This window comes from Tardiphaga robiniae (genome assembly GCF_001618955.1).
Taxonomy (GTDB): domain Bacteria; phylum Pseudomonadota; class Alphaproteobacteria; order Rhizobiales; family Xanthobacteraceae; genus Tardiphaga; species Tardiphaga robiniae_A.
In genome coordinates this window covers 95,955-114,439 of the sequence record NZ_LVYV01000045.1, presented here as the reverse complement: position 1 = coordinate 114,439, position 18,485 = coordinate 95,955, and the positions used below count along the sequence as shown (strand labels likewise).

Annotated in this window: 27 protein-coding genes and 1 tRNA gene; 19 read left to right on the top strand and 9 right to left on the bottom strand. The window is 60.6% G+C overall.

Annotation, left to right across the window (positions count from 1 at the left end; genetic code table 11):
- Positions 1-57: 57 nt before the first annotated feature.
- Positions 58-309, bottom strand: a complete 252-nt coding sequence (locus tag A4A58_RS23020) for a hypothetical protein (RefSeq protein ID WP_349509588.1) — start codon at positions 307-309, stop codon at positions 58-60.
- Positions 310-556: 247 nt separating this feature from the next.
- Here A4A58_RS23020 and A4A58_RS30460 point away from each other — a divergent pair, with 247 nt between their 5' ends.
- Both A4A58_RS30460 and A4A58_RS23010 read left to right on the top strand, forming a co-directional pair.
- Positions 557-772, top strand: a complete 216-nt coding sequence (locus A4A58_RS30460; RefSeq protein ID WP_139069922.1) for a hypothetical protein — start codon at positions 557-559, stop codon at positions 770-772.
- Positions 769-1,092 carry a hypothetical protein gene (locus A4A58_RS23010; RefSeq protein ID WP_068736515.1) on the top strand — a complete coding sequence of 108 codons (324 nt, stop codon included), beginning with the start codon at positions 769-771 and terminating at the stop codon, positions 1,090-1,092. Before A4A58_RS30460 ends, A4A58_RS23010 begins: the two co-directional genes overlap by 4 nt.
- Positions 1,093-1,224: 132 nt before the next feature.
- Here the strand turns inward: A4A58_RS23010 and A4A58_RS30455 are convergent, their stop codons facing one another.
- Positions 1,225-1,410, bottom strand: coding sequence for a hypothetical protein (locus A4A58_RS30455; protein ID WP_139069921.1), 186 nt, complete (start codon positions 1,408-1,410; stop codon positions 1,225-1,227).
- A 225-nt stretch (positions 1,411-1,635) separates the two neighbouring features.
- On the bottom strand, positions 1,636-1,803 hold the full coding sequence (locus A4A58_RS30905; protein WP_158005728.1) for a hypothetical protein: 168 nt from the start codon (positions 1,801-1,803) through the stop codon (positions 1,636-1,638).
- Positions 1,804-2,086: 283 nt separating this feature from the next.
- Here A4A58_RS30905 and A4A58_RS23000 point away from each other — a divergent pair, with 283 nt between their 5' ends.
- The 3 genes from A4A58_RS23000 (at position 2,087) to A4A58_RS22990 (ending at position 3,017) form a co-directional block, all read left to right on the top strand.
- Positions 2,087-2,293: a hypothetical protein gene (locus A4A58_RS23000; RefSeq protein ID WP_068736510.1), complete on the top strand. Its 207-nt coding sequence runs from the start codon at positions 2,087-2,089 to the stop codon at positions 2,291-2,293.
- 161 nt (positions 2,294-2,454) lie between these two features.
- Positions 2,455-2,703 carry a DUF6719 family protein gene (locus tag A4A58_RS22995; RefSeq protein ID WP_068736508.1) on the top strand — a complete coding sequence of 83 codons (249 nt, stop codon included), beginning with the start codon at positions 2,455-2,457 and terminating at the stop codon, positions 2,701-2,703.
- A gap of 116 nt (positions 2,704-2,819) precedes the next feature.
- Positions 2,820-3,017: a DUF3606 domain-containing protein gene (locus A4A58_RS22990; RefSeq protein ID WP_068736505.1), complete on the top strand. Its 198-nt coding sequence runs from the start codon at positions 2,820-2,822 to the stop codon at positions 3,015-3,017.
- Between the two features lie 124 nt (positions 3,018-3,141).
- Here the strand turns inward: A4A58_RS22990 and A4A58_RS22985 are convergent, their stop codons facing one another.
- Positions 3,142-3,615, bottom strand: coding sequence for a hypothetical protein (locus A4A58_RS22985; protein WP_068736503.1), 474 nt, complete (start codon positions 3,613-3,615; stop codon positions 3,142-3,144).
- A gap of 143 nt (positions 3,616-3,758) precedes the next feature.
- On the opposite strand from A4A58_RS22985, the gene A4A58_RS22980 reads away from it, so the two are divergent.
- From A4A58_RS22980 to A4A58_RS22960, 5 genes are all read left to right on the top strand, one after another.
- Complete coding sequence (locus A4A58_RS22980) at positions 3,759-3,998, top strand: hypothetical protein (protein ID WP_068736896.1); 240 nt, start codon at positions 3,759-3,761, stop codon at positions 3,996-3,998.
- A gap of 82 nt (positions 3,999-4,080) precedes the next feature.
- The gene (locus tag A4A58_RS22975; RefSeq protein WP_204378198.1) at positions 4,081-4,491 is read left to right on the top strand and encodes an H-NS family nucleoid-associated regulatory protein; all 411 of its coding nucleotides are present in this window, start codon (positions 4,081-4,083) and stop codon (positions 4,489-4,491) included.
- A gap of 104 nt (positions 4,492-4,595) precedes the next feature.
- Positions 4,596-5,357, top strand: coding sequence for an SIR2 family NAD-dependent protein deacylase (locus A4A58_RS22970; RefSeq protein WP_068736499.1), 762 nt, complete (start codon positions 4,596-4,598; stop codon positions 5,355-5,357).
- Between the two features lie 193 nt (positions 5,358-5,550).
- Positions 5,551-6,210: a cold-shock protein gene (locus tag A4A58_RS22965; protein ID WP_068736497.1), complete on the top strand. Its 660-nt coding sequence runs from the start codon at positions 5,551-5,553 to the stop codon at positions 6,208-6,210.
- 202 nt (positions 6,211-6,412) lie between these two features.
- Positions 6,413-6,853 (top strand): DUF192 domain-containing protein, encoded by a 441-nt coding sequence (locus A4A58_RS22960; RefSeq protein ID WP_244499852.1) that lies wholly within the window; start codon positions 6,413-6,415, stop codon positions 6,851-6,853.
- Between the two features lie 21 nt (positions 6,854-6,874).
- Here the strand turns inward: A4A58_RS22960 and A4A58_RS22955 are convergent.
- Positions 6,875-6,951: transfer RNA gene (locus tag A4A58_RS22955), tRNA-Pro, on the bottom strand.
- Positions 6,952-7,042: 91 nt separating this feature from the next.
- Complete coding sequence (locus A4A58_RS22950; RefSeq protein WP_068736492.1) at positions 7,043-8,227, bottom strand: OpgC domain-containing protein; 1,185 nt, start codon at positions 8,225-8,227, stop codon at positions 7,043-7,045.
- 263 nt (positions 8,228-8,490) lie between these two features.
- Between A4A58_RS22950 and A4A58_RS22945 the strand changes: the two genes are divergently transcribed.
- The 4 genes from A4A58_RS22945 to A4A58_RS22930 all read left to right on the top strand — a co-directional run bounded on the left by A4A58_RS22945 (position 8,491) and on the right by A4A58_RS22930 (position 13,511).
- Positions 8,491-8,796, top strand: a complete 306-nt coding sequence (locus A4A58_RS22945) for an ETC complex I subunit (protein ID WP_068736490.1) — start codon at positions 8,491-8,493, stop codon at positions 8,794-8,796.
- Between the two features lie 166 nt (positions 8,797-8,962).
- On the top strand, positions 8,963-10,567 hold the full coding sequence (locus A4A58_RS22940; RefSeq protein WP_068736488.1) for a carboxyl transferase domain-containing protein: 1,605 nt from the start codon (positions 8,963-8,965) through the stop codon (positions 10,565-10,567).
- Positions 10,568-10,569: 2 nt separating this feature from the next.
- Complete coding sequence (locus tag A4A58_RS22935) at positions 10,570-12,582, top strand: acetyl-CoA carboxylase biotin carboxylase subunit (protein WP_068736894.1); 2,013 nt, start codon at positions 10,570-10,572, stop codon at positions 12,580-12,582.
- 32 nt (positions 12,583-12,614) lie between these two features.
- A complete protein-coding gene (locus A4A58_RS22930) occupies positions 12,615-13,511 on the top strand; it encodes a hydroxymethylglutaryl-CoA lyase (RefSeq protein WP_068736486.1) in 897 nt (298 codons plus the stop codon).
- Positions 13,512-13,538: 27 nt separating this feature from the next.
- On the opposite strand, the gene dctP is transcribed toward A4A58_RS22930, so the two are convergent.
- Positions 13,539-14,561 carry a TRAP transporter substrate-binding protein DctP gene (gene dctP, locus A4A58_RS22925; RefSeq protein ID WP_068736484.1) on the bottom strand — a complete coding sequence of 341 codons (1,023 nt, stop codon included), beginning with the start codon at positions 14,559-14,561 and terminating at the stop codon, positions 13,539-13,541.
- Positions 14,562-14,811: 250 nt separating this feature from the next.
- On the opposite strand from dctP, the gene A4A58_RS22920 reads away from it, so the two are divergent.
- Positions 14,812-15,054 carry a pentapeptide MXKDX repeat protein gene (locus tag A4A58_RS22920; RefSeq protein WP_068736892.1) on the top strand — a complete coding sequence of 81 codons (243 nt, stop codon included), beginning with the start codon at positions 14,812-14,814 and terminating at the stop codon, positions 15,052-15,054.
- A gap of 125 nt (positions 15,055-15,179) precedes the next feature.
- Entirely contained in the window at positions 15,180-15,668 is a 489-nt protein-coding gene (locus A4A58_RS22915; protein WP_139069920.1) for a cupin domain-containing protein, read from the top strand.
- A 72-nt stretch (positions 15,669-15,740) separates the two neighbouring features.
- Here the strand turns inward: A4A58_RS22915 and A4A58_RS22910 are convergent, their stop codons facing one another.
- On the bottom strand, positions 15,741-16,085 hold the full coding sequence (locus A4A58_RS22910) for a DUF6481 family protein (protein ID WP_068736890.1): 345 nt from the start codon (positions 16,083-16,085) through the stop codon (positions 15,741-15,743).
- A 309-nt stretch (positions 16,086-16,394) separates the two neighbouring features.
- Here A4A58_RS22910 and A4A58_RS31185 point away from each other — a divergent pair, with 309 nt between their 5' ends.
- From A4A58_RS31185 to A4A58_RS22900, 3 genes are all read left to right on the top strand, one after another.
- A complete protein-coding gene (locus A4A58_RS31185; RefSeq protein WP_165826827.1) occupies positions 16,395-16,556 on the top strand; it encodes a hypothetical protein in 162 nt (53 codons plus the stop codon).
- 136 nt (positions 16,557-16,692) lie between these two features.
- Positions 16,693-16,872, top strand: coding sequence for a hypothetical protein (locus A4A58_RS22905; RefSeq protein WP_068736481.1), 180 nt, complete (start codon positions 16,693-16,695; stop codon positions 16,870-16,872).
- Between the two features lie 90 nt (positions 16,873-16,962).
- Complete coding sequence (locus tag A4A58_RS22900; protein WP_086937130.1) at positions 16,963-17,463, top strand: FKBP-type peptidyl-prolyl cis-trans isomerase; 501 nt, start codon at positions 16,963-16,965, stop codon at positions 17,461-17,463.
- A 16-nt stretch (positions 17,464-17,479) separates the two neighbouring features.
- Here A4A58_RS22900 and A4A58_RS22895 read toward each other — a convergent pair whose 3' ends face one another.
- Positions 17,480-18,451: a TRAP transporter substrate-binding protein gene (locus A4A58_RS22895; protein ID WP_081422010.1), complete on the bottom strand. Its 972-nt coding sequence runs from the start codon at positions 18,449-18,451 to the stop codon at positions 17,480-17,482.
- Between the last annotated feature and the right edge of the window lie 34 nt (positions 18,452-18,485).

Here is an 18,485-nt window from a genome sequence, read left to right as displayed (position 1 = left end):
AAGGGAGAAACGTTCCTGCGTCGTTGCCGCGCAAATGTTTTGGGACGCCCAGCGTCGTCAGCGACTGGCCACGAGACGCAGGCGCGGCTTCAACGTATTCTGCAAGTCGTCAGCAAGCTTGAGGACCCGCGGATCGCTGGAGCGGGCTGCGCAGGTGGAGAACTGATTGACGGAGCGGACAAGAGCCTCGCGTTCCTCGCGCGTACGCGTCACATGCGGACTCGACAATCGCAGCACCATTTGACCCAGGCCCACGAGTAATTCATCGAGCGCTTTGTCGATCTTCGCGATCTGTTCAATCATCGCCATTACTCCACCACTCGCACGCGTGGCTGTGCGACACCGCGTACATCATGGAGAGGAAAGCGTCGGCTTTGCGAGCCGTTCCGATAACCGGCCGCTCATGGTAAATGAAGCGTGAAGGCGATGTGGGCGCGTTAAGGCTTCACCCCGAGCTAATCGGCGCCTTGTCGCGGGGGAGCGCAGCGAAGCGACGCGTGTAGGGTGACGGCTTCATTTTGCGATGCGTCACGGGAATCATCTTGTCGCGTCCGTTGTGTTCATCGAAAGCGCGAAGGCGCTCTCTGATGAATTCGGGGTGCGCCGCGTGAAAGGCCTGAAGCTGGCGTGCGAGCTGCGCACGGCGATAGCGAATGGGCATCATGACGCACTTCCGGTCTGGAACCCGAGCGGTGAAATCTTACAGGCCCTGAAACCAACAAAAAAGCTTGGCGTTATTTGGCCAGTGGTGAACAGAAAGGATATCACATGAAAAAGGCAGCATTGATCCTGGCCACTGTCGCAGCCATCGGCACGACCGCCATTACGGCGCCTGCTGAAGCGCGCGGATGGGGTAGAGGTTGGGGACCGGGTCCCGCAATCGGCTTTGGTATTGCCGCAGGTGCGCTGGCCGCGGGGGCCTATGGCGCGTACGGACCGTACGGCTATGGACCACGCTATTATGGCTACGGTCCCGACTACGGCTATTACCGACCGCGCTATTATCGGCCGGCCTACTATGGCGGCTACTATGGTCCAGGCCCCTATGCCTATGGTGGCCCGCGCTACTATCGCAGCTATGGCTATTGGTAGGCGCTGAACAATATCAAGGCCCGGAGCATTGCTTCGGGCCTTTTGCGTTGCACACAGTGACTCGCATTCAATAAAAAGCCCGCCAGAAATGGCGGGCTTTTTATTGGTCGCCGCTGCGCGCGCAGATCGCAGCTAGTGCCGCACGCGGCGCTCCTGACGTGGTGTCACGAACTCGTTCCAGTCGGTGGCACGTACCTTTTCGATCGTGGTCTCATAATAGTCTTCACGTTCGCGCTGAAACTTTGCCTGCTTCTCGCGAAATTCTGCCACCCGCCGTTCCATGTCGGCGCGTGCCGCTGAAATTCTTTCTTCGTTCATTCTCTTCTCTTCGTTTCGCTCCCCAAGGAGAGCATCGATGCCGAATGCGGCATCAATCCGATCTTTGCAAGGCGACCAGTGGATAAGTCGCAGCGCGCAACGCTCACGCAACTCAACCGGCCATCTCTGCCGAATCGCCGGCAAAACAAAACCTCGCGTCAGGGCTATGAGGCGAGGTTGGATTTCCCGACGGTGACGTAACGGCGAAGATGTCGAAAGGTTCCGCTAGTTCGTGGTCTCCAGAGCGAGGGCCTGTTCGAAATCCCGCATCCGTGCGTAGACCCAGTCTTCGTCCTGACAACTCAACAACAGCATTTCCCGTTCGGCCTTGCGGCAGAATTCCGGATCCGGGTCGATGCTCTTCCAAAGCTCGATACGTGCCTGCAAATCCATGTCAGTCTCCCTGTTTTCCAGCCGCGTATGCCCCGCCAACCCGGCGATTCCTGTGACGTCCCGATAAAACATTGGCGAATGATGTTCTCTATTTGTTCTAGTTCAGGTCAGCCGTTCTGTCTATCGGGATCTCGCTGCGGCAGATTGGAATGCACGGAAATTCTGCAGGGGAATGGTGCGATCCGGGGCTCCCGATTTTGATCGCGATGGAGAGTGTCATTGTCATCAGCTATAAGGCCGCTCGATCGGGGCCTTTTGCTTCGGCGTCTGTCAGGAGAGCTGCATGAGCAAGCAGGCAATGCGCGAAGAGGCCGAGCGTCTGATCCGCGAGACTATGGAGCGCAAGGCGCTGGTGGTGAAGCAGGGCGACACACGGATTATGACGACCTGCGGCAAGTGCGGCGAGGCGAACAAGGTCTCGGCGCCAAAGGGCGTCGCGCGGGTGTCTTTCACCTGCAAGGAGTGCGGTCACGAGCAGGTCACGCTCTGATCCTATGCTGAAACCGGAAATCGGCGCGAAAATTGCTTTGTGTTTCGTGGTGGTCCGGGGCAATAATTGCGGTAACGGCTCCGGGAGAGCCGGCTGCAAAAATTGAAGGGCGTGAACGATTACCCTTGGACCGGTGCGTATTTGCTGCGTTGGGGACGACCATGCGTTTTTGGGTTTTGGGGACTTTCGGAATTTCTCTGGTGGCGTTGGCCACACCATGTGCCGCTCAGTCCATTCGGACAGCTGAACCGCTCATCCTGGCGCCTTACGAAAGCGCGCTGGTCCAGGACGGGTCATGTGCCGCCGGCAAGATCTTGAAGGTCACCGGCGCCATTCGCGGCCTGCGCCGCAAGAAGCTGTGCATCCCGCTCAATGAGATCCAGGCCTCGCTGGGCTCGGTGGTTCAGTAGTCGCTCGCGGCAAGGCTTGCTTTGGCTGGACGGCTTTCCGAGATTGCATCAATCGCCTGTTAACGTTGGAGTGTGCACTCGCTTGGGCTGTACGGGCGACGTGTTACCCTGCCAGCATGATCAGTCTCGTCCCAGTCGCCGCCGTCCTGGCGTCCGAACGCGGCGTCCGGCCGGCGCCGGTGATCGATTCCAGTGATGCTTCCCAACGCGACTATTGGGCCTATCGGTTGAGTGTCTCGCCGACCGAATTGAACGCTGCGATCGAAAAGGTCGGCTCGTCGGTTGCCGCCGTGCGGCGACACCTCGGCAAATAGCCCGGACCGACAGGTCGTCTCCCTCAAACAGATCGCCTTTCAAGTCGAAGCCCGCACGGCGAAAGCCCCGCCGGGGGAGGACGGGGCTTTCTGAAAACAGAGCATCGGGGAAACTGCTCCGGCTTTACAACCGGTCGCGCCCGGAATCGTTCCGCAGCGTTGTTCGGATACGCGTCTGCATGGCTTCGTAGTAGACGTCGCGCTCGTGGATCATCTGGGCCTGGCGAGCCTTGAACGAAGCAACGCGCTTGAGGATCTCGGCCCGCTCAGATGGGCCCGAATAGAGTGGATCTCTCCGGGCAGGAGATGGCACGTTGGTTGGAACTGCAACAGGGACGTCCTGCGAACTGCGCTCCGAGGTTTCAATTGCCGCGTTCGCCGCATGTACAATCAAAGCAGGAGCCATCAAGCGATTTGCTTCCATGATGGCAGGCGAGGTGACGGTTTCCGTTGAACCAGGCGCTTGCGACGGTGCGTGGCTCGGCGGTTGCCAGATGTTCAGCCGCTGGACCGCGACCGGATGCGCCGCGGCCACCTCTTGTACGAATGCGAGCGTCTGCGCGACCAGCCGGTCACGCTCTTCTTTCCAGGATGCCATGACGCGTTTCCTCAATCCCGCATGCATTGTCTGCGAAGCGCGAGCTCGACGTCAATTGAATTGCATCTCTTCGGTGGATGATCTCGCTGCCGCGCTTGCGGCGCATGGATGTTACCGCTAGTTCGGAACAAACGGAGATTTCCATGGCCAAGATCGATCTGGACTCACTGAGTATCGAGGAACTTGCGGCACTGCGCGATCATGCATCCGACAAGCTGGCGGAGAAAGTTGCTGCACGTCAGGCTGAGCTCGAAGCCGAGCTCGATAAGCTCGCGCAGTACGGCAAGTCCGTGAAGAAGTCTCAGGCAACGCCTGTGGCAAAGCCGAAGAAGGACGATCTGTCGAAGAGTGAGCTCTCCACCGACGTTTCGCGGGCTGCATAAAGATTTCGCAGATCGGTATTTGACTATTTGAGGGCGGAGCGCATTTCAGCTTCGCCCCGATACTTCATTTAGATGCGGTGTTTTGACACCGCCCACATTTTATTTAATTGACGCACGCTGGCACATATTTTGCGCGCCTTGGGGAAGGAGTGCGGACGTATTTGATCGGAGCTTATTTATGCCAACCCTTGATATCAAATCTCTTTCGGTTCCCGAACTCCTCGCATTGCGGGAGGATATCGACAAGCAACTGCAAGCCCATCGTGCCGAATTGCAGGCGCAACTCGCACAGATCAGAAGCGTCGACGGCAAAACCAGCCGCGTCAAAGGCATCAAGGTTCCGGCGAAGTATCGCCATCCCAAAACGGGAGAGACCTGGACCGGGCGCGGCGGTGTTGCGGGCTGGCTCGCGAAGGAGATCGCCGCCGGCCGCAAGCGGGAAGACTTTTTGATCGACAAGCCCGCCAGGAACGGACGCGCCAAAGCGAAATAGATCCAGGAAACGTGGCGACGAAGCAAAACATGCGTTGATCCCGGCATGGCACCGGATCCCGGTCTGCGGCATTGTCGTCGGATCACTTCCTCTCGGACCTTCCAATGATTGCAACCGACCTTCGCACTGGCGTGGATCGTCTTGGCGAGATGATCGCCGAAGCCAGAACCATCGTGCCGTTCACCGGCGCGGGGATCTCGACCGAAACGGGCATTCCCGATTTCCGTTCGCCTGGTGGTTTGTGGAGCCGTAACCAGCCAATTCCGTTCGACGAGTTTGTCGCCAGTCAGGATGCGCGGGATGAAGCCTGGCGCCGGCGCTTTGCGATGGAAGAGACATTCGCCGCGGCCAAGCCTGGTCGGGGGCATCGTGCGCTCGCCTCGCTCTACAAGGCCGGCAAGATTCCCGCTGTGATCACCCAAAACATCGACAACCTGCATCAAGCGTCCGGCTTCAAGGCTGACGCTGTGATCGAGCTGCACGGCAATACGACCTATGCGCGCTGCATTGGTTGCGCGAGGCGCTATGAGCTCGATTGGGTGAAGAGCAGATTCGATTCCGAAAGACAGGCGCCAGACTGCACGGCATGCGGCGAGCCTGTGAAGACTGCGACGATCTCATTCGGTCAGGCGATGCCTGAACATGAGATGCGTCGCGCAGCCGAGCTATCGCAGCACTGCGATCTGTTCATTGCGATTGGATCGTCGCTCGTCGTGTGGCCCGCAGCGGGATTCCCGATGATGGCGAAACATGCCGGTGCACGCCTTGTCATCATCAACAATGAGGCGACCGAGCAGGACGATCACGCCGACCTTGTCATCCGCCATGATATCGGCGAAACGCTCGGACCATTCGTCGGAAATTGATGCGCATCTGATTCGTTTGAGCGCAAGCTGTTCATAGCTGTCACTGTGTTCGTTTTTTGTCTTTGCTGATCAGGCGACAGTGTTATCTTCGAATCGAAAGATTCGCACCGCGCCATCGTGAATTAGCTTCGATGGGGCATGTGAGATGGCGCTGACAGGGCTGACAGCGCAAATGATAGTGGGATCCGGGGCCATGGGGTCGGACGCATTTGAGTCCAAGCGGTTGGGGGGACTGATTCTCGGAGCGGGTGGTCCGCGACCAGGGAATGAGCTTTCAGGCAACGCAAGCCGCGACGCACTCGACCCCTTTGCGGGCGTCGGCGAAGGCAACGCAGTCGATCTCGTCGAGATCAGCGGTGTCATCAAGTGGTTCGATGCTTCCAAGGGTTATGGCTTCATCATTCCTGACAATGGCGCAGCCGACGTGCTCCTGCATGTGACCGTGCTTCGCCGCGACGGCTACCAGACGGCCTATGAAGGTGCCCGTGTGGTTGTGGAATGCACCCAGCGGTCCAAGGGTTATCAGGCTTTCCGCGTTGTCTCGATGGACGAGTCCACTGCAATCCATCCGGCGCAGATGCTGCCACCGCGCACCCATGTCAGCGTGACGCCCACCAGTGGCCTCGAGCGGGCGCAGGTGAAGTGGTTCAACCGGTTGCGTGGCTTCGGCTTCCTCAGCTGCGGTGAAGGCACGCCGGACATCTTCGTCCACATGGAAACCCTGCGCCGTTTCGGCATGACCGAGCTGCGTCCCGGTCAGTATGTGCTGGTGCGCTTCGGGCCCGGCTCCAAGGGCATGATGGCTGCCGAGATCCAGCCCGAAGGCGGTACGCCGGGTCTTTCGTCGCACTAAGCCGTCCACGGTTTTCCAAGTTTCTTGCGGGTTTCCTGCCAGCCTTGCCGTCGAGGGCTATCACGCGGCTGTGCATCACGACCGTCTGGCGCTGGCACGCGTCATCAGGCTAGGGTCGCGCCGCCCGGCGTCCTGACCGGGCTCTTTGCGTGGATTGCCCTTCATGAGTCTGTTTCGCTTCGCCGCCCGCTGCCGCCTCTCGATGCTGGCGGCGATCGCCGCTCTGGCCCTTGTCGGCCCTCACAAGCCAGCTGCAGCCGCCGAATTCCAGCCGCTCGAAATCGTCACCAAGTCAGGTGTGCGGATGTTCTCCGTCGAAATCGCCAAGACCGACGAGGAGCGGGCGACCGGTCTGATGTACCGCAAGGAGCTCGCGGACGGCCGCGGCATGTTGTTCGACTTCACGCCGGAGCAGCAGGTCTCCATGTGGATGAAGAACACCTTCGTTTCGCTCGACATGGTCTTCATTACCGGCGACGGCCGGGTGCTCCGGATCGCGGAGAATACCGAGCCGCAATCCCTCAAGATCATTTCATCGGGAGGCCCGGCACGGGCTGTTCTCGAAGTGGTCGCCGGCACCGCCAAAAAATATGGAATTGCGCCGGGTGACCAGGTGATCCATCCGCTGTTCAAGAAGCGGTAAGTCATTGAATGTAATGGGGGATGGTCGGGGCACTAGGATTCGAACCTAGGACCTGCGGTACCCAAAACCGCCGCGCTACCAGGCTGCGCTATACCCCGACGATGCGGTGTCGATACACGCTTAGGCGGGGGGCAGCAAGGCATCTGCCGGCGATTTCTCGCCTGTCCCGCAACATGTTCGACAACGGGTCTATTCTGCGGCTTTCGACGGCGGTGCCTGCTGTTCTGACGCTGCGGGAGCAGCCGGCTTAGGCAACGGCTTGTCCTGCTTCTTCGACCACGAGATGTAATAGGCCACGCAGGTCATGATGCCGATGCCGGCGGCGCTGACGAAGATTTGCGCCAGCAGCGAGCCCGACGACATCATCAGCTGGAAGTGGCCGACGAAGGACAGGAACACGCCGACGCAGAATACGGCGAGCGACTGCTGGCCACATTTGATGAGCGGCTGGAACACCGGCCACTCCAGACCTTTCCATTCCTTCGGCACGAAGCGGGTGACGAAGAAGGCGATGATCACGAAATGCAGCACGCGATAGGGCGCGAGGTTGGTCTTGTCGTTCGGATTGAACGCGTCGAACAACCAGTCCGGCATGATCATGTGGCCGGTGTCCGGGAAGCGACCGGCCATGGTCATGACAAGCGAGAACAAGAGATAGGCGATGCCGAAATACAGCAGCACCTTGGAGCGGATCACCGAGCGTGACTCGAGCGCGCCGCCGAGTGCGAACCAGGCGCCGAACACGAACAGCAGCTGCCAGGTGAACGGGTTGAAGTACCAGACGCCGTAGGGATAGGCGGGCAGATTCCAGCCGAACTGGCGGGCCGCGAAATACAGCGCCAGCGAGGCCAGCATCGTCAGGTCGGGCTTGCGCAGCATCATCCACAGCACCGGCGGGAACAGGCCCATCAGCACAATATAGAGCGGCAGCACGTCGAGGTTGAGCGGCTTGAACTTGAGCAGCAGACCTTGCGTCAGGGTCTGGATTGGATTGTCGACGAGTCCTGCGACATTGAACTCGTTGATGATGTCGGGGTCGTTATAGCGCTGAGCCACATAGCCGATGGCGGCGATGTAGATCACGAACAGGATGACGTGCGCGACATAGAGCTGCCAGACCCGCTTGGTGAGGCGCGTGGCGCCGACGATGAAGCCACGCTCCAGCATCATCTTGGCGTAGACGAAGGATGCCGTGTAGCCGGAGATGAAGACGAACAGATCGGCGGCGTCGGAGAAGCCATAGTTCCGGGTCGTGACCCAGTTCACCACATTGTCGGGGATGTGATCGAGGTAGATCGCCCAGTTAGCGATGCCGCGAAACAGGTCCAACCGCAGGTCGCGGCCTTTGGGGGGAAGGATGGCGTGAATGTCCATGGGTGCCGCTTCAGGAGCCGTTCATGATGCCGGATTGCGAGATCAGATAGACCGCTTCGTGCCCCGATTGTCACGACGCCGTGGAACGAATATACACAATAAGGAAGCCGCCAAACGACGGAATCACGGATCAAATTCGTGACAATTGGATATACCAGCCCCGCCGTTTTCACCAATTTGTCGCAGTGTCGCAGCTGACCAAGGCCGATCCCGAGACGCTAATCCCGAGACGAAGGCCCATCCTTAAAAGGCTATCGCATTCCATGACCGCACGTATCTTCAAAGCCCCCAAGAATGCCATGCAGGCAGGCCTCGCCAAGACCAAGGACTGGCAGCTCGATTATGAGCCGGAGCAGGCACGGGTGATCGAGCCCCTGATGGGCTGGACGTCGTCCGGTGACATGAAGCAGCAGCTGTCCATCCACTTTGACAGTAAGGAAGAGGCGGTCGCCTATTGCGAGCGCGAAGGCATCGCCTATCAGGTGATCGAGCCCAAGATGCGTGCGCCCCGGACCATCGCCTATGCCGACAATTTTGCGTTCCGCCGCTCGGAGCCATGGTCGCACTGACGATCGGTTTGCGGGCAAATTAGCCCCCTTAACGCTCTAAATCCCACCCTGACCAGCACCGAAAGTTAGGGTTGCGTCCCGCCACGACGGGGTGACACCATCATGGCAGGCCCGTTGCCGGGCCGCCGTGCAAACAAGAAACAGACCCTGCAGGAAACGGAAGCCGATGTCGCTTCGCTCCACGATCGATCCCACCTCGGCCGAATTCAAACGCAATGTCGATGTGATGAAGGCGCAGGTCGCCGAGCTCAAGGACAAGCTCGGTGCGGTCGCTGGCGGCGGCGGCAAAGTGTCCCGCGCCAAGCATACCGCGCGCGGCAAGATGCTGGCCCGCGAGCGTGTCGATCTGCTGATCGATCCCGGCACGGCCTTCCTCGAACTCTCGCCGCTGGCCGCCAACGGCCTCTATGGCGGCGATGTCCATTCCGCGAGCGTCGTAACTGGCGTCGGCCGGGTGTCGGGCAGGGAGTGCATGATCGTCGCCAATGATGCGACCATCAAGGGCGGCACCTACTATCCGATGACGGTGAAGAAGCATCTACGGGCGCAGGACATCGCGCGGCAGAACAATCTGCCTTGCATCTATATGGTGGACTCCGGCGGCGCGTTTCTGCCGCAGCAGGACGACATCTTTCCGGATGAGCGCCATTTCGGCCGCATCTTCTACAATCAGGCGCAGATGTCGGCGCAGGGCATTCCGCAGATCGCCGTGGTGATGGGCTCCTGCACCGCCGGCGGCGCCTATATGCCGGCGATGTCCGACGAGAGCATCATCGTGCGCAATCAGGGCACGATCTTCCTCGGCGGTCCGCCCCTGGTGAAAGCAGCAACCGGCGAGGTGGTCACCGCGGAAGAACTCGGCGGCGCCGACGTCCATTCGCGGCAGTCGGGCGTGACCGATCACTACGCACAGAACGATGGCCACGCCATCGGCATCGCGCGAAAAATCGTCGCGACGCTGAAACCACCACAGCGGGCCACACTGAACATGCAGGCGCCGCGTGATCCCCTGTATGCATCTGAAGAACTCTACGGTGTCATTCCAGCCGATGCGCGCAAGCCGTTCGACATGCACGACATCATCGCGCGTATCGTCGACGGCTCCGAATTCGACGAGTTCAAGAAGCTCTACGGGACGACGCTGATTTGCGGCTTTGCGCATATCTGGGGTTTCCCGGTCGGCATCATCGCCAACAACGGAATCCTGTTCAGCGAGAGCTCGCTGAAGGGCGCGCATTTCATCGAGCTCTGCTGCCAGCGTAACATCCCACTGGTGTTCCTGCAGAACATCACCGGCTTCATGGTCGGCAAGAAATACGAAGCTGGTGGCATTGCGCGCGATGGCGCCAAGCTGGTGACAGCGGTTGCGACGGCGAACGTGCCGAAATTCACCGTGGTGGTCGGCGGCTCCTATGGCGCCGGCAATTACGGTATGTGCGGCCGGGCCTACAGCCCGCGCTTCCTGTGGATGTGGCCCAATGCCCGCATCTCGGTGATGGGCGGCGAGCAAGCGGCGATGGTGCTGAGCCAGCTGCGCCGCGACAATATCGAAGCCAAGGGCGGCACCTGGTCGACCGAAGAGGAAGAAGCGTTTCGCAAGCCGACGCGCGACCAGTTCGAGACCCAGGGCAGCCCGTATTACGCAACGGCGCGCCTCTGGGATGACGGCGTGATTGATCCCGCAGATACGCGCCTGGTGCTCGGACTTGGTTTGTCAGCGTCGGCCAATGCGCCGATCGAGCCGACGCGCTTCGGCCTGTTCAGGATGTGATGATGGCCAAAGCCGAAATTTCAAAAGCTTTATATCGCCGCTTTCGCACGCTCCTGATCGCCAATCGTGGCGAGATAGCCTGCCGCGTCATCCGCACGGCGCGCGCCATGGGCCTGCGCACCGTCGCGGTCTATTCCGAGGCAGACGCCAATGCGCTGCATGTCGCGGAAGCCGACGAGGCCGTGTTGATCGGCCCGGCGCGTGCGCGCGACAGCTATCTCAATATCGAGCGCATTCTCGAAGCTGCAAAGAAGACCGGCGCCGAGGCGATCCATCCCGGCTACGGCTTTCTCTCCGAGAGCGCCGAGTTCGCGCAGGCTTGCGCCGATGCCGGCCTGATCTTCGTCGGACCCACTGCGGAAATGATCACCGCGATGGGCTCAAAGTCGGGCTCCAAGGCACTGATGGAGAAGGCTGGTGTGCCACTGGTGCCGGGCTTCCATGGTGAAGCGCAGGACGAGGCGACACTGGCCAAAGCCGCTGACAAAATCGGCTTCCCGGTTCTGGTGAAGGCCTCAGCGGGCGGCGGCGGGCGTGGCATGCGCGTGGTGCGCTCGGCGGCTGAACTGGCTCCGGCCATCGTCAGTGCCAAGCGCGAAGCGAAAGCAGCATTCGGCGACGATCGTATGCTGATCGAGAAGTATGTCGACAATCCCCGCCACATCGAAGTGCAGATCGTCGGCGACAGCCACGGCAATCTGGTCTCGCTGTTCGAGCGCGAATGCACGTTGCAGCGACGGCATCAGAAGGTGATCGAAGAGGCACCTTCGCCGACGTTGAACGGCGCGCAGCGTGAGGCGGTTTGCGCGGCGGCCCGCAAGGCGGCTGGTGCAGTGAATTATGTCGGCGCCGGCACCATCGAATTTGTCTCCGACGGCAAGGACGTTTTCTTCATCGAGATGAACACGCGCCTGCAGGTCGAGCATCCCGTCACCGAACTGATCACCGGCGTTGATCTGGTCGAGTGGCAGCTCCGCGTGGCGTTTGGCGAAAAGCTGCCGCTGACGCAAGGCGAGATCAAGCTCAACGGCCACGCCATCGAGGCGCGGGTTTACGCCGAGAATCCGCACAAGAATTTCATGCCGTCGGTTGGCAAGATTCGCACCTGGCGGACGCCCGCTGAGACGAACGGCTTGCGCATCGATGCTGGCTATCGCGAGGGCGATGCGGTGTCGCCGAATTACGATGCGATGCTCGCGAAGGTGATTGCCTGGGCACCAACGCGCGACGCGGCGATCAACCGGCTCAATCGCGGGCTGGAAGAAACCGATATTCGCGGTATCGTCACCAACACACCGTTCCTGTCGGCGCTTGTGACGCATCCGGATGTGCGTGCCAACACCATCGATACTGGTTTCATCGAGCGTGAATTAAAAGTGTTGACGCCGGACTCGGCGACGCCGGGCGATCTTGAACTCTGCGCGGCTGTGGCTGCCATCGTCGCGAGCGAAAGGCAGGCCACCCGAGCTGCCGAGAAGTCACCTTGGCAGACAGCGGGCTGGATGCCGGTCGGACGTCGCCAGCGGGTGTTCAAGTTCAAGCATGGTTCGGACGAGCAGCATGTAACGTTGAATTACGGCAGCGGTCCTGCAACGATTTCGATCGGCGCTCGCGAATTGGGGTTTGAGGCGGCTGCGGCCGATGACGGGCATTTCGATCTGACACTGGACGGAGCACGCTCGCACATCGTCTCGGTGATCGAGGGCCACGAACTCTATCTGCGCACGCGTCACGGCCGGTTCGACATGCACTGGGTCGATCCGTTCGGCGGCGACGATGAAGAGCAGGTCGGCGAGGACAAGATCGTTGCGCCATTGCCCGGCACCGTGGTGGCGTTGCTGGCCGAGGAGGGCGCAATCCTTGAGAAGGGTGCTGCCATCCTGACCTTGGAAGTCATGAAGATGGAGCAGACCCTGCGCGCGCCGTTCGCCGGCGTGCTCAAGCGCATCAAGTGCAAGGTTGGCGATATCGTTGGAGAAGGCGTCGAGCTCGCGGAAGTCGAGCCGAGCGCCTGATCTTCTGAAAGACGTGTGAGATTGAAACAAGCATGAGTGATCAGGTTCGTATCGTCGAGGTCGGCCCGCGCGACGGTTTGCAGAATGAAAAAACGCCGGTGTCGGTCGAGGACCGCATCGCCTTCGTGAAGGCGCTGGTCGGGGCCGGTTTGCACACGGTTGAGGTCGGCTCGTTCGTGTCGCCCAAGGCGATCCCGAAGATGATGGGCTCGGATCAGGTATTTCTCGGCGTGCGCGATTTGCCCGGCGAATTCCATGTGCTGGTGCCCAACGAAAAGGGCTATGAGGGCGCGAAGGCGGTCGGCGCGAAAGTCATCGCGGTGTTCGCTTCGGCCTCGGAAGGCTTTTCGCGTGCCAACATCAATTGCTCGGTCGCCGAATCCATCGAGCGCTTCAAGCCGGTGATCGAGCGCGCCAGGGCCGACGGCATCCGCGTGCGCGGTTACGTGTCCTGCGTTCTCGGTTGTCCCTATGATGGTGACGTCGCGCCGCAGGCGGTCGTCGATGTCTCAAAGACGCTGTTTGATCTCGGCTGCTACGAAGTCTCGCTCGGCGACACGATTGGTGTCGGGACGCCGTCGAAGGCGCGGCAGATGCTGCGCGCCGTTGCTGGCTCGGTTCCCATGCCGAAGCTCGCAATGCACTTCCACGACACTTATGGTCAGGCGCTGGCCAATCTCTACGCCGGGATGGAAGAAGGCTGTCGCGTTGTCGACAGCGCTGCCGGCGGTCTCGGCGGCTGCCCCTATGCGCCTGGTGCGACCGGCAACGTCGGCACCGAAGATGTGGTCTACATGCTGGAAGGCATGGGGATTGCCACGGGCGTCGATATGAACAAGCTGATCGCTGCGACCAACACCATCAGCGCTCTGATCGGCCGTCCGCCGGTCAGCCGTGTCGCTTCGGCACTCAACGCGAAGACGCGCTGAGTGCCGCCCGGCGGACGACAGGATACGTCAGGCCGGGACGTCCATTGCGAGCTTAAGGAGGTTCGCGGTGAGCGGCGTCTTGGCGACGTAATCCTTCCACGCCGTATCGCGCGCGATATCGCGCCACTTGCCGACGGTCGCAGCGTCGAGCGCGCTGACCTTGGCGCCGGCCTTCTCATAGACCCTGGACACTTCGACATCGTCCTGCTGCGCGCCCGCCTTGCCGAAGGCTTCCATCTCGGCGCCGACCGACACCAGAATATCCTGGTGCGCTTTCGGCAACTTGTCGAACACCGCCCTGGACATCATCAGCGGCTCCAGCATGAACCAGTAGGACGCGCCGGCGCCGGAGGTCAGATGCTTGGCGACTTCGCTCAGCTTGAATGAGATGAGGCTGGTCGACGAGGTGATGCCGGCATCGCAGGCGCCGCTCTTCATCGCCGCGTAAATTTCGTTGGACGGCATTGAGAGAACATTTGCGCCCGCAGTCTGCAGCATCATGTTCATCTCGCGCGAACCGCCGCGCACCGTGAGCCCCTTGGCGTCCTCAGGCACAACCAGCGGGCGTGAGCGGCTAGCCACACCGCCGGCCTGCCAGACCCAGGTAAGGAGCATGATGCCCTTGTCGGCGAGAATGTCGCTCAGTGCCTTGCCAATCGGCAGGTTCTTCCAGCGCAGGCCCTGATCGTAGGTCGAGACCAGACCCGGCATCAGGCCGATATTCGCCTCCGGCAATTCGTTGCCGGCATAGGGCAAGGGATAAAGGCTGAGATCGAGCGTCCCTTTGCGCATGGCGGAAAATTGCGCATCCGCCTTGATCAACGACGAATCCGGATAAACCTCGGCAACAAGGTCGCCGCCACTCTGCTTGGCAATGACGGCTGCGAAAGTGCGGACCAGACGGTCGCGGAAGTCGCCGTTGTCGATGGTGCCGCCGGGAAACTGGTGCGAGATCTTCAGTGTCGTCGCTGCCTGCGCCGTACCGATACCGCAACGGAGGATCGCAGGCACGGCGAGGGCCGATCCAAGGATGTGGCGGCGAGTCAGCATACGTAACTCCTGAAAGTGTTCGTCTGGTGCCGGGCGGGACAAAATGCGCCCGCGTCCTGTTGCTCCGTCACCGCGCGCCCCTTCGTTTATACATTCCGAACCGGCGGGCAAGTGATGTTGCGTCGCACGCAATGGCTATCGGATGCATCATCAAGACTTTTTTGATGCGACGTAACAAACCACGGCCTCCGTACGTCTGGTTCATAGCGACAGACGTCGCGCTTCAGAAATGGATCAGAGGAAAAACATCATGACCGTCTCCACCAGGTTTGCGCTCGGCGTGTCCGCCGCGCTCGTCTCGCTCAGCCTCGCGCTGGCACCTGCCGCGTTCGCTCAGGACAAGATGAGCAAGGATGACGGCATGAAGAAGGACACCATGTCGAAGGGCGATGGAATGAAGAAGGATGCCATGTCTCACGACGGCATGAAGAAGGACGATGGCATGAAAAAAGACGGCATGATGAAGAAGGACGATGGAACGATGAAGAAGTAACGCCTTCACTTGCGTCGTTGTGACGGGCCCGTCCGGGTGACGGGCTTGTCATGTTGCGCTGCTCGTTGTCGGACTTGAAAACTCGGCATAACCTCCGCGGATAAAAAATGCCCGGGGAGGTCATGATGAAGAAGGAACGACGCATCGTCGTTGCGGCGACTTGTGTACTTGCGGCAACGCTGTTTCCGAGCGCAACGACGTGGAGCGCCACCGACGAGATGGGCTTCGTGCGCATCAATCAGGGCGAGGAAGTCTGGAAGAACCCGTTCGGTGTTGGCGTCGAAGTCGCGACACTTTACGGAGATCCCTCAAAGCAGGGCATCTATGTGCTGCGGATCAAGTGGCCGCCCGGCATCATGAGCAAGCCGCACAAGCATCCGGAAGATCGTCACGTCGTGGTGCTGTCGGGCACCTGGTACACCGGCACGGGCGAAGCCTTCGTGCCCGAAAAGGCGATCCCGATGAAGACCGGCGGCTACATGGTGCATCCCGCTGGCGCTGTGCATTGGGACGGTACGCGGGAAGAGGGCGCGGTGATCCAGATCACCGGCTATGGCCCCAGCGGCAACAACTTTGTCAAACCCGACGAGCCGCAATTCGGCAAAACGAACTGATCTGGGATTGTAAGATCGCGCAGCGTGCCATCGGGCGATGGCACGCTGACCAAGTATTTACTTGTTAGGTCGTTACTTGCGCTTCTTGCGCGCCGCATAGCGGGCGTCGCGAGCGGCCTTCTGCTGGGCCTCCAGCGCGGCCTTGGCCAAGACGGCCTCTTCCTGTTCGCGAGCGTGCTGGGCAGCCGCAGCAACGGCTTCCTCCGCTTCCCGGGCCTTCTGGACGGCCTTCTCGGCGTCGCGGATGGCCTTGGCTTCCGCGCGTGCGACGGCAGCGGCTTCGCGTTCGGCGGCGCGCGCCTTCACGGCTGGATCGTCTGGACCCGGCTGTGCCTTGAATTTGTTCAGAATATTCTTCTTGGCTTCGATCGCAGCTTTCTGACGATCTGCGAAGCTGGGTTCCTTGAATCCGCTCATGAACGAGGCCTTGTCGCTTTCTTTCGTTTGGGGTGGGTCATTGTCGGGTTCGGCAGCCGGGCAAATGCTCGGGCGATGGCCGAAACTCTGCTGCGGTTTACAGCCGACAGCGCAGCAACGCATCAACTATCTGCGATTTACGGCGATCTTACGCATGATTTGCCGGAAATGAAGCCTGTGTGAGGCTGACGCAGGACCCGCGCTGAGGTGATCTGCGTATATCCGTAAATTCCGGGAATCAGGCATGTTTTAGTCATCCGCCGATTTGGAGCGCGCGGAGTAGGCCGCCTGTGCGGCGCGAGGACTGACATGGATGCCCTTAAGACAGCCGTCGACGCGGTGGTCGTTCTGACCGGCTGCGATCGCGACATGGTGACCCACTTCATTCGCGGGCAATATCTGTCGGGCGTCCGGGATCCCAAGCGGCTGACCTTCAAGGGGCTGCAATTCGCTGCAGAAGCAAGCGGTTAGCAATATTAATAGCCGAACGACCTTGTTGCGGCTTTGCTGCGGCCGTGTTGCGGCCTTGAACCTGCGGTGCCCTCCGGCTGACTGATCAGGAACTTTCCGCAGAAAGCGGAGTTCCTGTCGCCATCGGGAGTTCTCCATGCAAGCAGCCATCGATCGTGTCATCCGCTCTTTCACCTTCAGGCACCCGGTCTCGCTCTCAGAGCCGATGTCCGACGGTCCGTCGATCCAGGCCAGCGACGAGGCGACCGAATTCGCCACCCGGTTGCTTGAGAATTACAAAGGCCAGTTGGCCCGGCGCAGCCCCAAGCCCGACTGAGACGGATTCGCGCGTCTCCGGGACTTGCGTTGCGGTGCGATGACGGGGCATGACTGCGCCGCTCGCAGACCCAACCATCCAGGAGACATGATGCGAATATCCCAGCGTGCCGTCAGAGCCACGGCCGTCGCGCTCAGTGCGGCCATGATCGTGGCCGTGTCCGACGTCTCCCTTTCTTCCGCCATGGCGCAAGCGCCTCAAAAACAAGCGCCGCAGAAAATGGCACCAGCCGCAGGAAAAACCATGACCACAGCTTCAGGCCTCCAGATCGAAGACACCACCGTTGGCACCGGCGCGACGCCAGCCAAGGGACAGACCTGCGTGATGCACTACACGGGCTGGCTCTATGAGAACGGCGTCAAGGGCAAGAAATTCGACTCGTCGGTCGATCGCAACGAGCCGTTCGAATTCCCGATCGGCATGTCGCGTGTCATCAAGGGTTGGGATGAAGGCGTCGCCACCATGAAGGTCGGCGGCAAGCGCACGCTGATTATTCCGCCAGATCTCGGCTATGGCGCGCGTGGTGCCGGCGGCGTGATCCCGCCGAATGCGACGTTGGTCTTCGACGTCGAATTGCTTGACGTCAAATAAGCCCAATCAGATGAACCTATGCCTGCGCGATCCTGCGCAGCAACGTCCGTGACGCTTCCTCGCCGGCATAGATGTCGGCAAGGGGCGCTGCCTTCGCGATGAAGGGTGCCTTGTCCGGCTTGACGAATGTCACGCCCATCGCTTCGACCTGCAGCCGCGTCTGCGCCTCGAATGCGGTCCACAGCTTGTTCATGTGATGATAGGACAGGGCGGCGGCTTCGCGGATGATCTCCCGCTGTTTCGGCGTCATGCTGTTGAGCCGGCCAGCGCCAACCAGCAGTACATCCGGGATCATGGTGTGTTCGTCGAACGAGTAGTGCGTTGCGACTTCGGCATGTTTGCCGACGATCAGCGCCACCACGCTGTTCTCCGCGCCATCAACGAGTCCCGACTTCAGCGCGACATAGACATTGCTCCATGACAGCTCGATGCCTTCGGCGCCGAACAGCTGCATCAGCTTGACCATCGTCTCAGACGGCTGGATGCGGATCTTCATGCCCTTGAGATCGTCGGGATGCAGAATCGGTTTTCGGCCATAGAAGCTGCGCGCGCCGGCATCGTAGAAGGTCAGGCCGGTGAGGCCCTTCGATGTGGTCGAGCCCAGAACGTCGCTGCCGATCTCGTTGCTCGTCACTTTCAGCCAATGGGCGCGATCGCGGAATGTGAAGGGCAGGTTGAGAACCTTGTAAGCGGGATGGAAGCGTTCGAGCACGCTGGCGCTGACTTTCAGGAAATCCAGTTTGCCGGCCTGTACCTGCGACAGCAGGTCGACTTCCTGACCGAGCTGCCCGTCCGCAAACAGCGCGATGTCGAGTTCGCCCTGCGAACGCTCGCGCGCCAGATCTGCAAAGTGCTGCATGGCCGGGTGGACGGGATGGGTGGTCGGCAGGCTATGGGCGAGGCGCATCTTCAGCGGCTCGGCACGCAGCACAGCGGGGCAGGCGATTGCCAGTCCTGCAGTCAGCAAAAGGCGACGCCGTGAAAGCATGGTCTGACCCGTGGTTCTGGCTGGAAAGATGATG

What these genes read in the sequence shown, in the direction of transcription:
- A4A58_RS22920 (WP_068736892.1), top strand. Translation starts at nt 14,812, where the DNA reads ATGACCGTCTCCACCAGGTTTGCGCTCGGCGTGTCCGCCGCGCTCGTC.
- A4A58_RS22995 (WP_068736508.1), top strand. Translation starts at nt 2,455, where the DNA reads ATGCGTTTTTGGGTTTTGGGGACTTTCGGAATTTCTCTGGTGGCGTTG.
- A4A58_RS23010 (WP_068736515.1), top strand. Translation starts at nt 769, where the DNA reads ATGAAAAAGGCAGCATTGATCCTGGCCACTGTCGCAGCCATCGGCACG.
- A4A58_RS22895 (WP_081422010.1), bottom strand. Translation starts at nt 18,451, where the DNA reads ATGCTTTCACGGCGTCGCCTTTTGCTGACTGCAGGACTGGCAATCGCC.
- A4A58_RS22960 (WP_244499852.1), top strand. Translation starts at nt 6,413, where the DNA reads ATGCTGGCGGCGATCGCCGCTCTGGCCCTTGTCGGCCCTCACAAGCCA.
- A4A58_RS22905 (WP_068736481.1), top strand. Translation starts at nt 16,693, where the DNA reads ATGCAAGCAGCCATCGATCGTGTCATCCGCTCTTTCACCTTCAGGCAC.
- dctP (WP_068736484.1), bottom strand. Translation starts at nt 14,561, where the DNA reads ATGCTGACTCGCCGCCACATCCTTGGATCGGCCCTCGCCGTGCCTGCG.
- A4A58_RS22910 (WP_068736890.1), bottom strand. Translation starts at nt 16,085, where the DNA reads ATGAGCGGATTCAAGGAACCCAGCTTCGCAGATCGTCAGAAAGCTGCG.
- A4A58_RS22945 (WP_068736490.1), top strand. Translation starts at nt 8,491, where the DNA reads ATGACCGCACGTATCTTCAAAGCCCCCAAGAATGCCATGCAGGCAGGC.
- A4A58_RS23000 (WP_068736510.1), top strand. Translation starts at nt 2,087, where the DNA reads ATGAGCAAGCAGGCAATGCGCGAAGAGGCCGAGCGTCTGATCCGCGAG.
- A4A58_RS22950 (WP_068736492.1), bottom strand. Translation starts at nt 8,227, where the DNA reads ATGGACATTCACGCCATCCTTCCCCCCAAAGGCCGCGACCTGCGGTTG.
- A4A58_RS22940 (WP_068736488.1), top strand. Translation starts at nt 8,963, where the DNA reads ATGTCGCTTCGCTCCACGATCGATCCCACCTCGGCCGAATTCAAACGC.
- A4A58_RS22985 (WP_068736503.1), bottom strand. Translation starts at nt 3,615, where the DNA reads ATGGCATCCTGGAAAGAAGAGCGTGACCGGCTGGTCGCGCAGACGCTC.
- A4A58_RS22990 (WP_068736505.1), top strand. Translation starts at nt 2,820, where the DNA reads ATGATCAGTCTCGTCCCAGTCGCCGCCGTCCTGGCGTCCGAACGCGGC.
- A4A58_RS22915 (WP_139069920.1), top strand. Translation starts at nt 15,180, where the DNA reads ATGAAGAAGGAACGACGCATCGTCGTTGCGGCGACTTGTGTACTTGCG.
- A4A58_RS22935 (WP_068736894.1), top strand. Translation starts at nt 10,570, where the DNA reads ATGGCCAAAGCCGAAATTTCAAAAGCTTTATATCGCCGCTTTCGCACG.
- A4A58_RS30905 (WP_158005728.1), bottom strand. Translation starts at nt 1,803, where the DNA reads ATGGATTTGCAGGCACGTATCGAGCTTTGGAAGAGCATCGACCCGGAT.
- A4A58_RS22970 (WP_068736499.1), top strand. Translation starts at nt 4,596, where the DNA reads ATGATTGCAACCGACCTTCGCACTGGCGTGGATCGTCTTGGCGAGATG.
- A4A58_RS30455 (WP_139069921.1), bottom strand. Translation starts at nt 1,410, where the DNA reads ATGAACGAAGAAAGAATTTCAGCGGCACGCGCCGACATGGAACGGCGG.
- A4A58_RS23020 (WP_349509588.1), bottom strand. Translation starts at nt 309, where the DNA reads ATGGCGATGATTGAACAGATCGCGAAGATCGACAAAGCGCTCGATGAA.
- A4A58_RS22930 (WP_068736486.1), top strand. Translation starts at nt 12,615, where the DNA reads ATGAGTGATCAGGTTCGTATCGTCGAGGTCGGCCCGCGCGACGGTTTG.
- A4A58_RS31185 (WP_165826827.1), top strand. Translation starts at nt 16,395, where the DNA reads ATGGATGCCCTTAAGACAGCCGTCGACGCGGTGGTCGTTCTGACCGGC.
- A4A58_RS22980 (WP_068736896.1), top strand. Translation starts at nt 3,759, where the DNA reads ATGGCCAAGATCGATCTGGACTCACTGAGTATCGAGGAACTTGCGGCA.
- A4A58_RS22900 (WP_086937130.1), top strand. Translation starts at nt 16,963, where the DNA reads ATGCGAATATCCCAGCGTGCCGTCAGAGCCACGGCCGTCGCGCTCAGT.
- A4A58_RS22965 (WP_068736497.1), top strand. Translation starts at nt 5,551, where the DNA reads ATGGGGTCGGACGCATTTGAGTCCAAGCGGTTGGGGGGACTGATTCTC.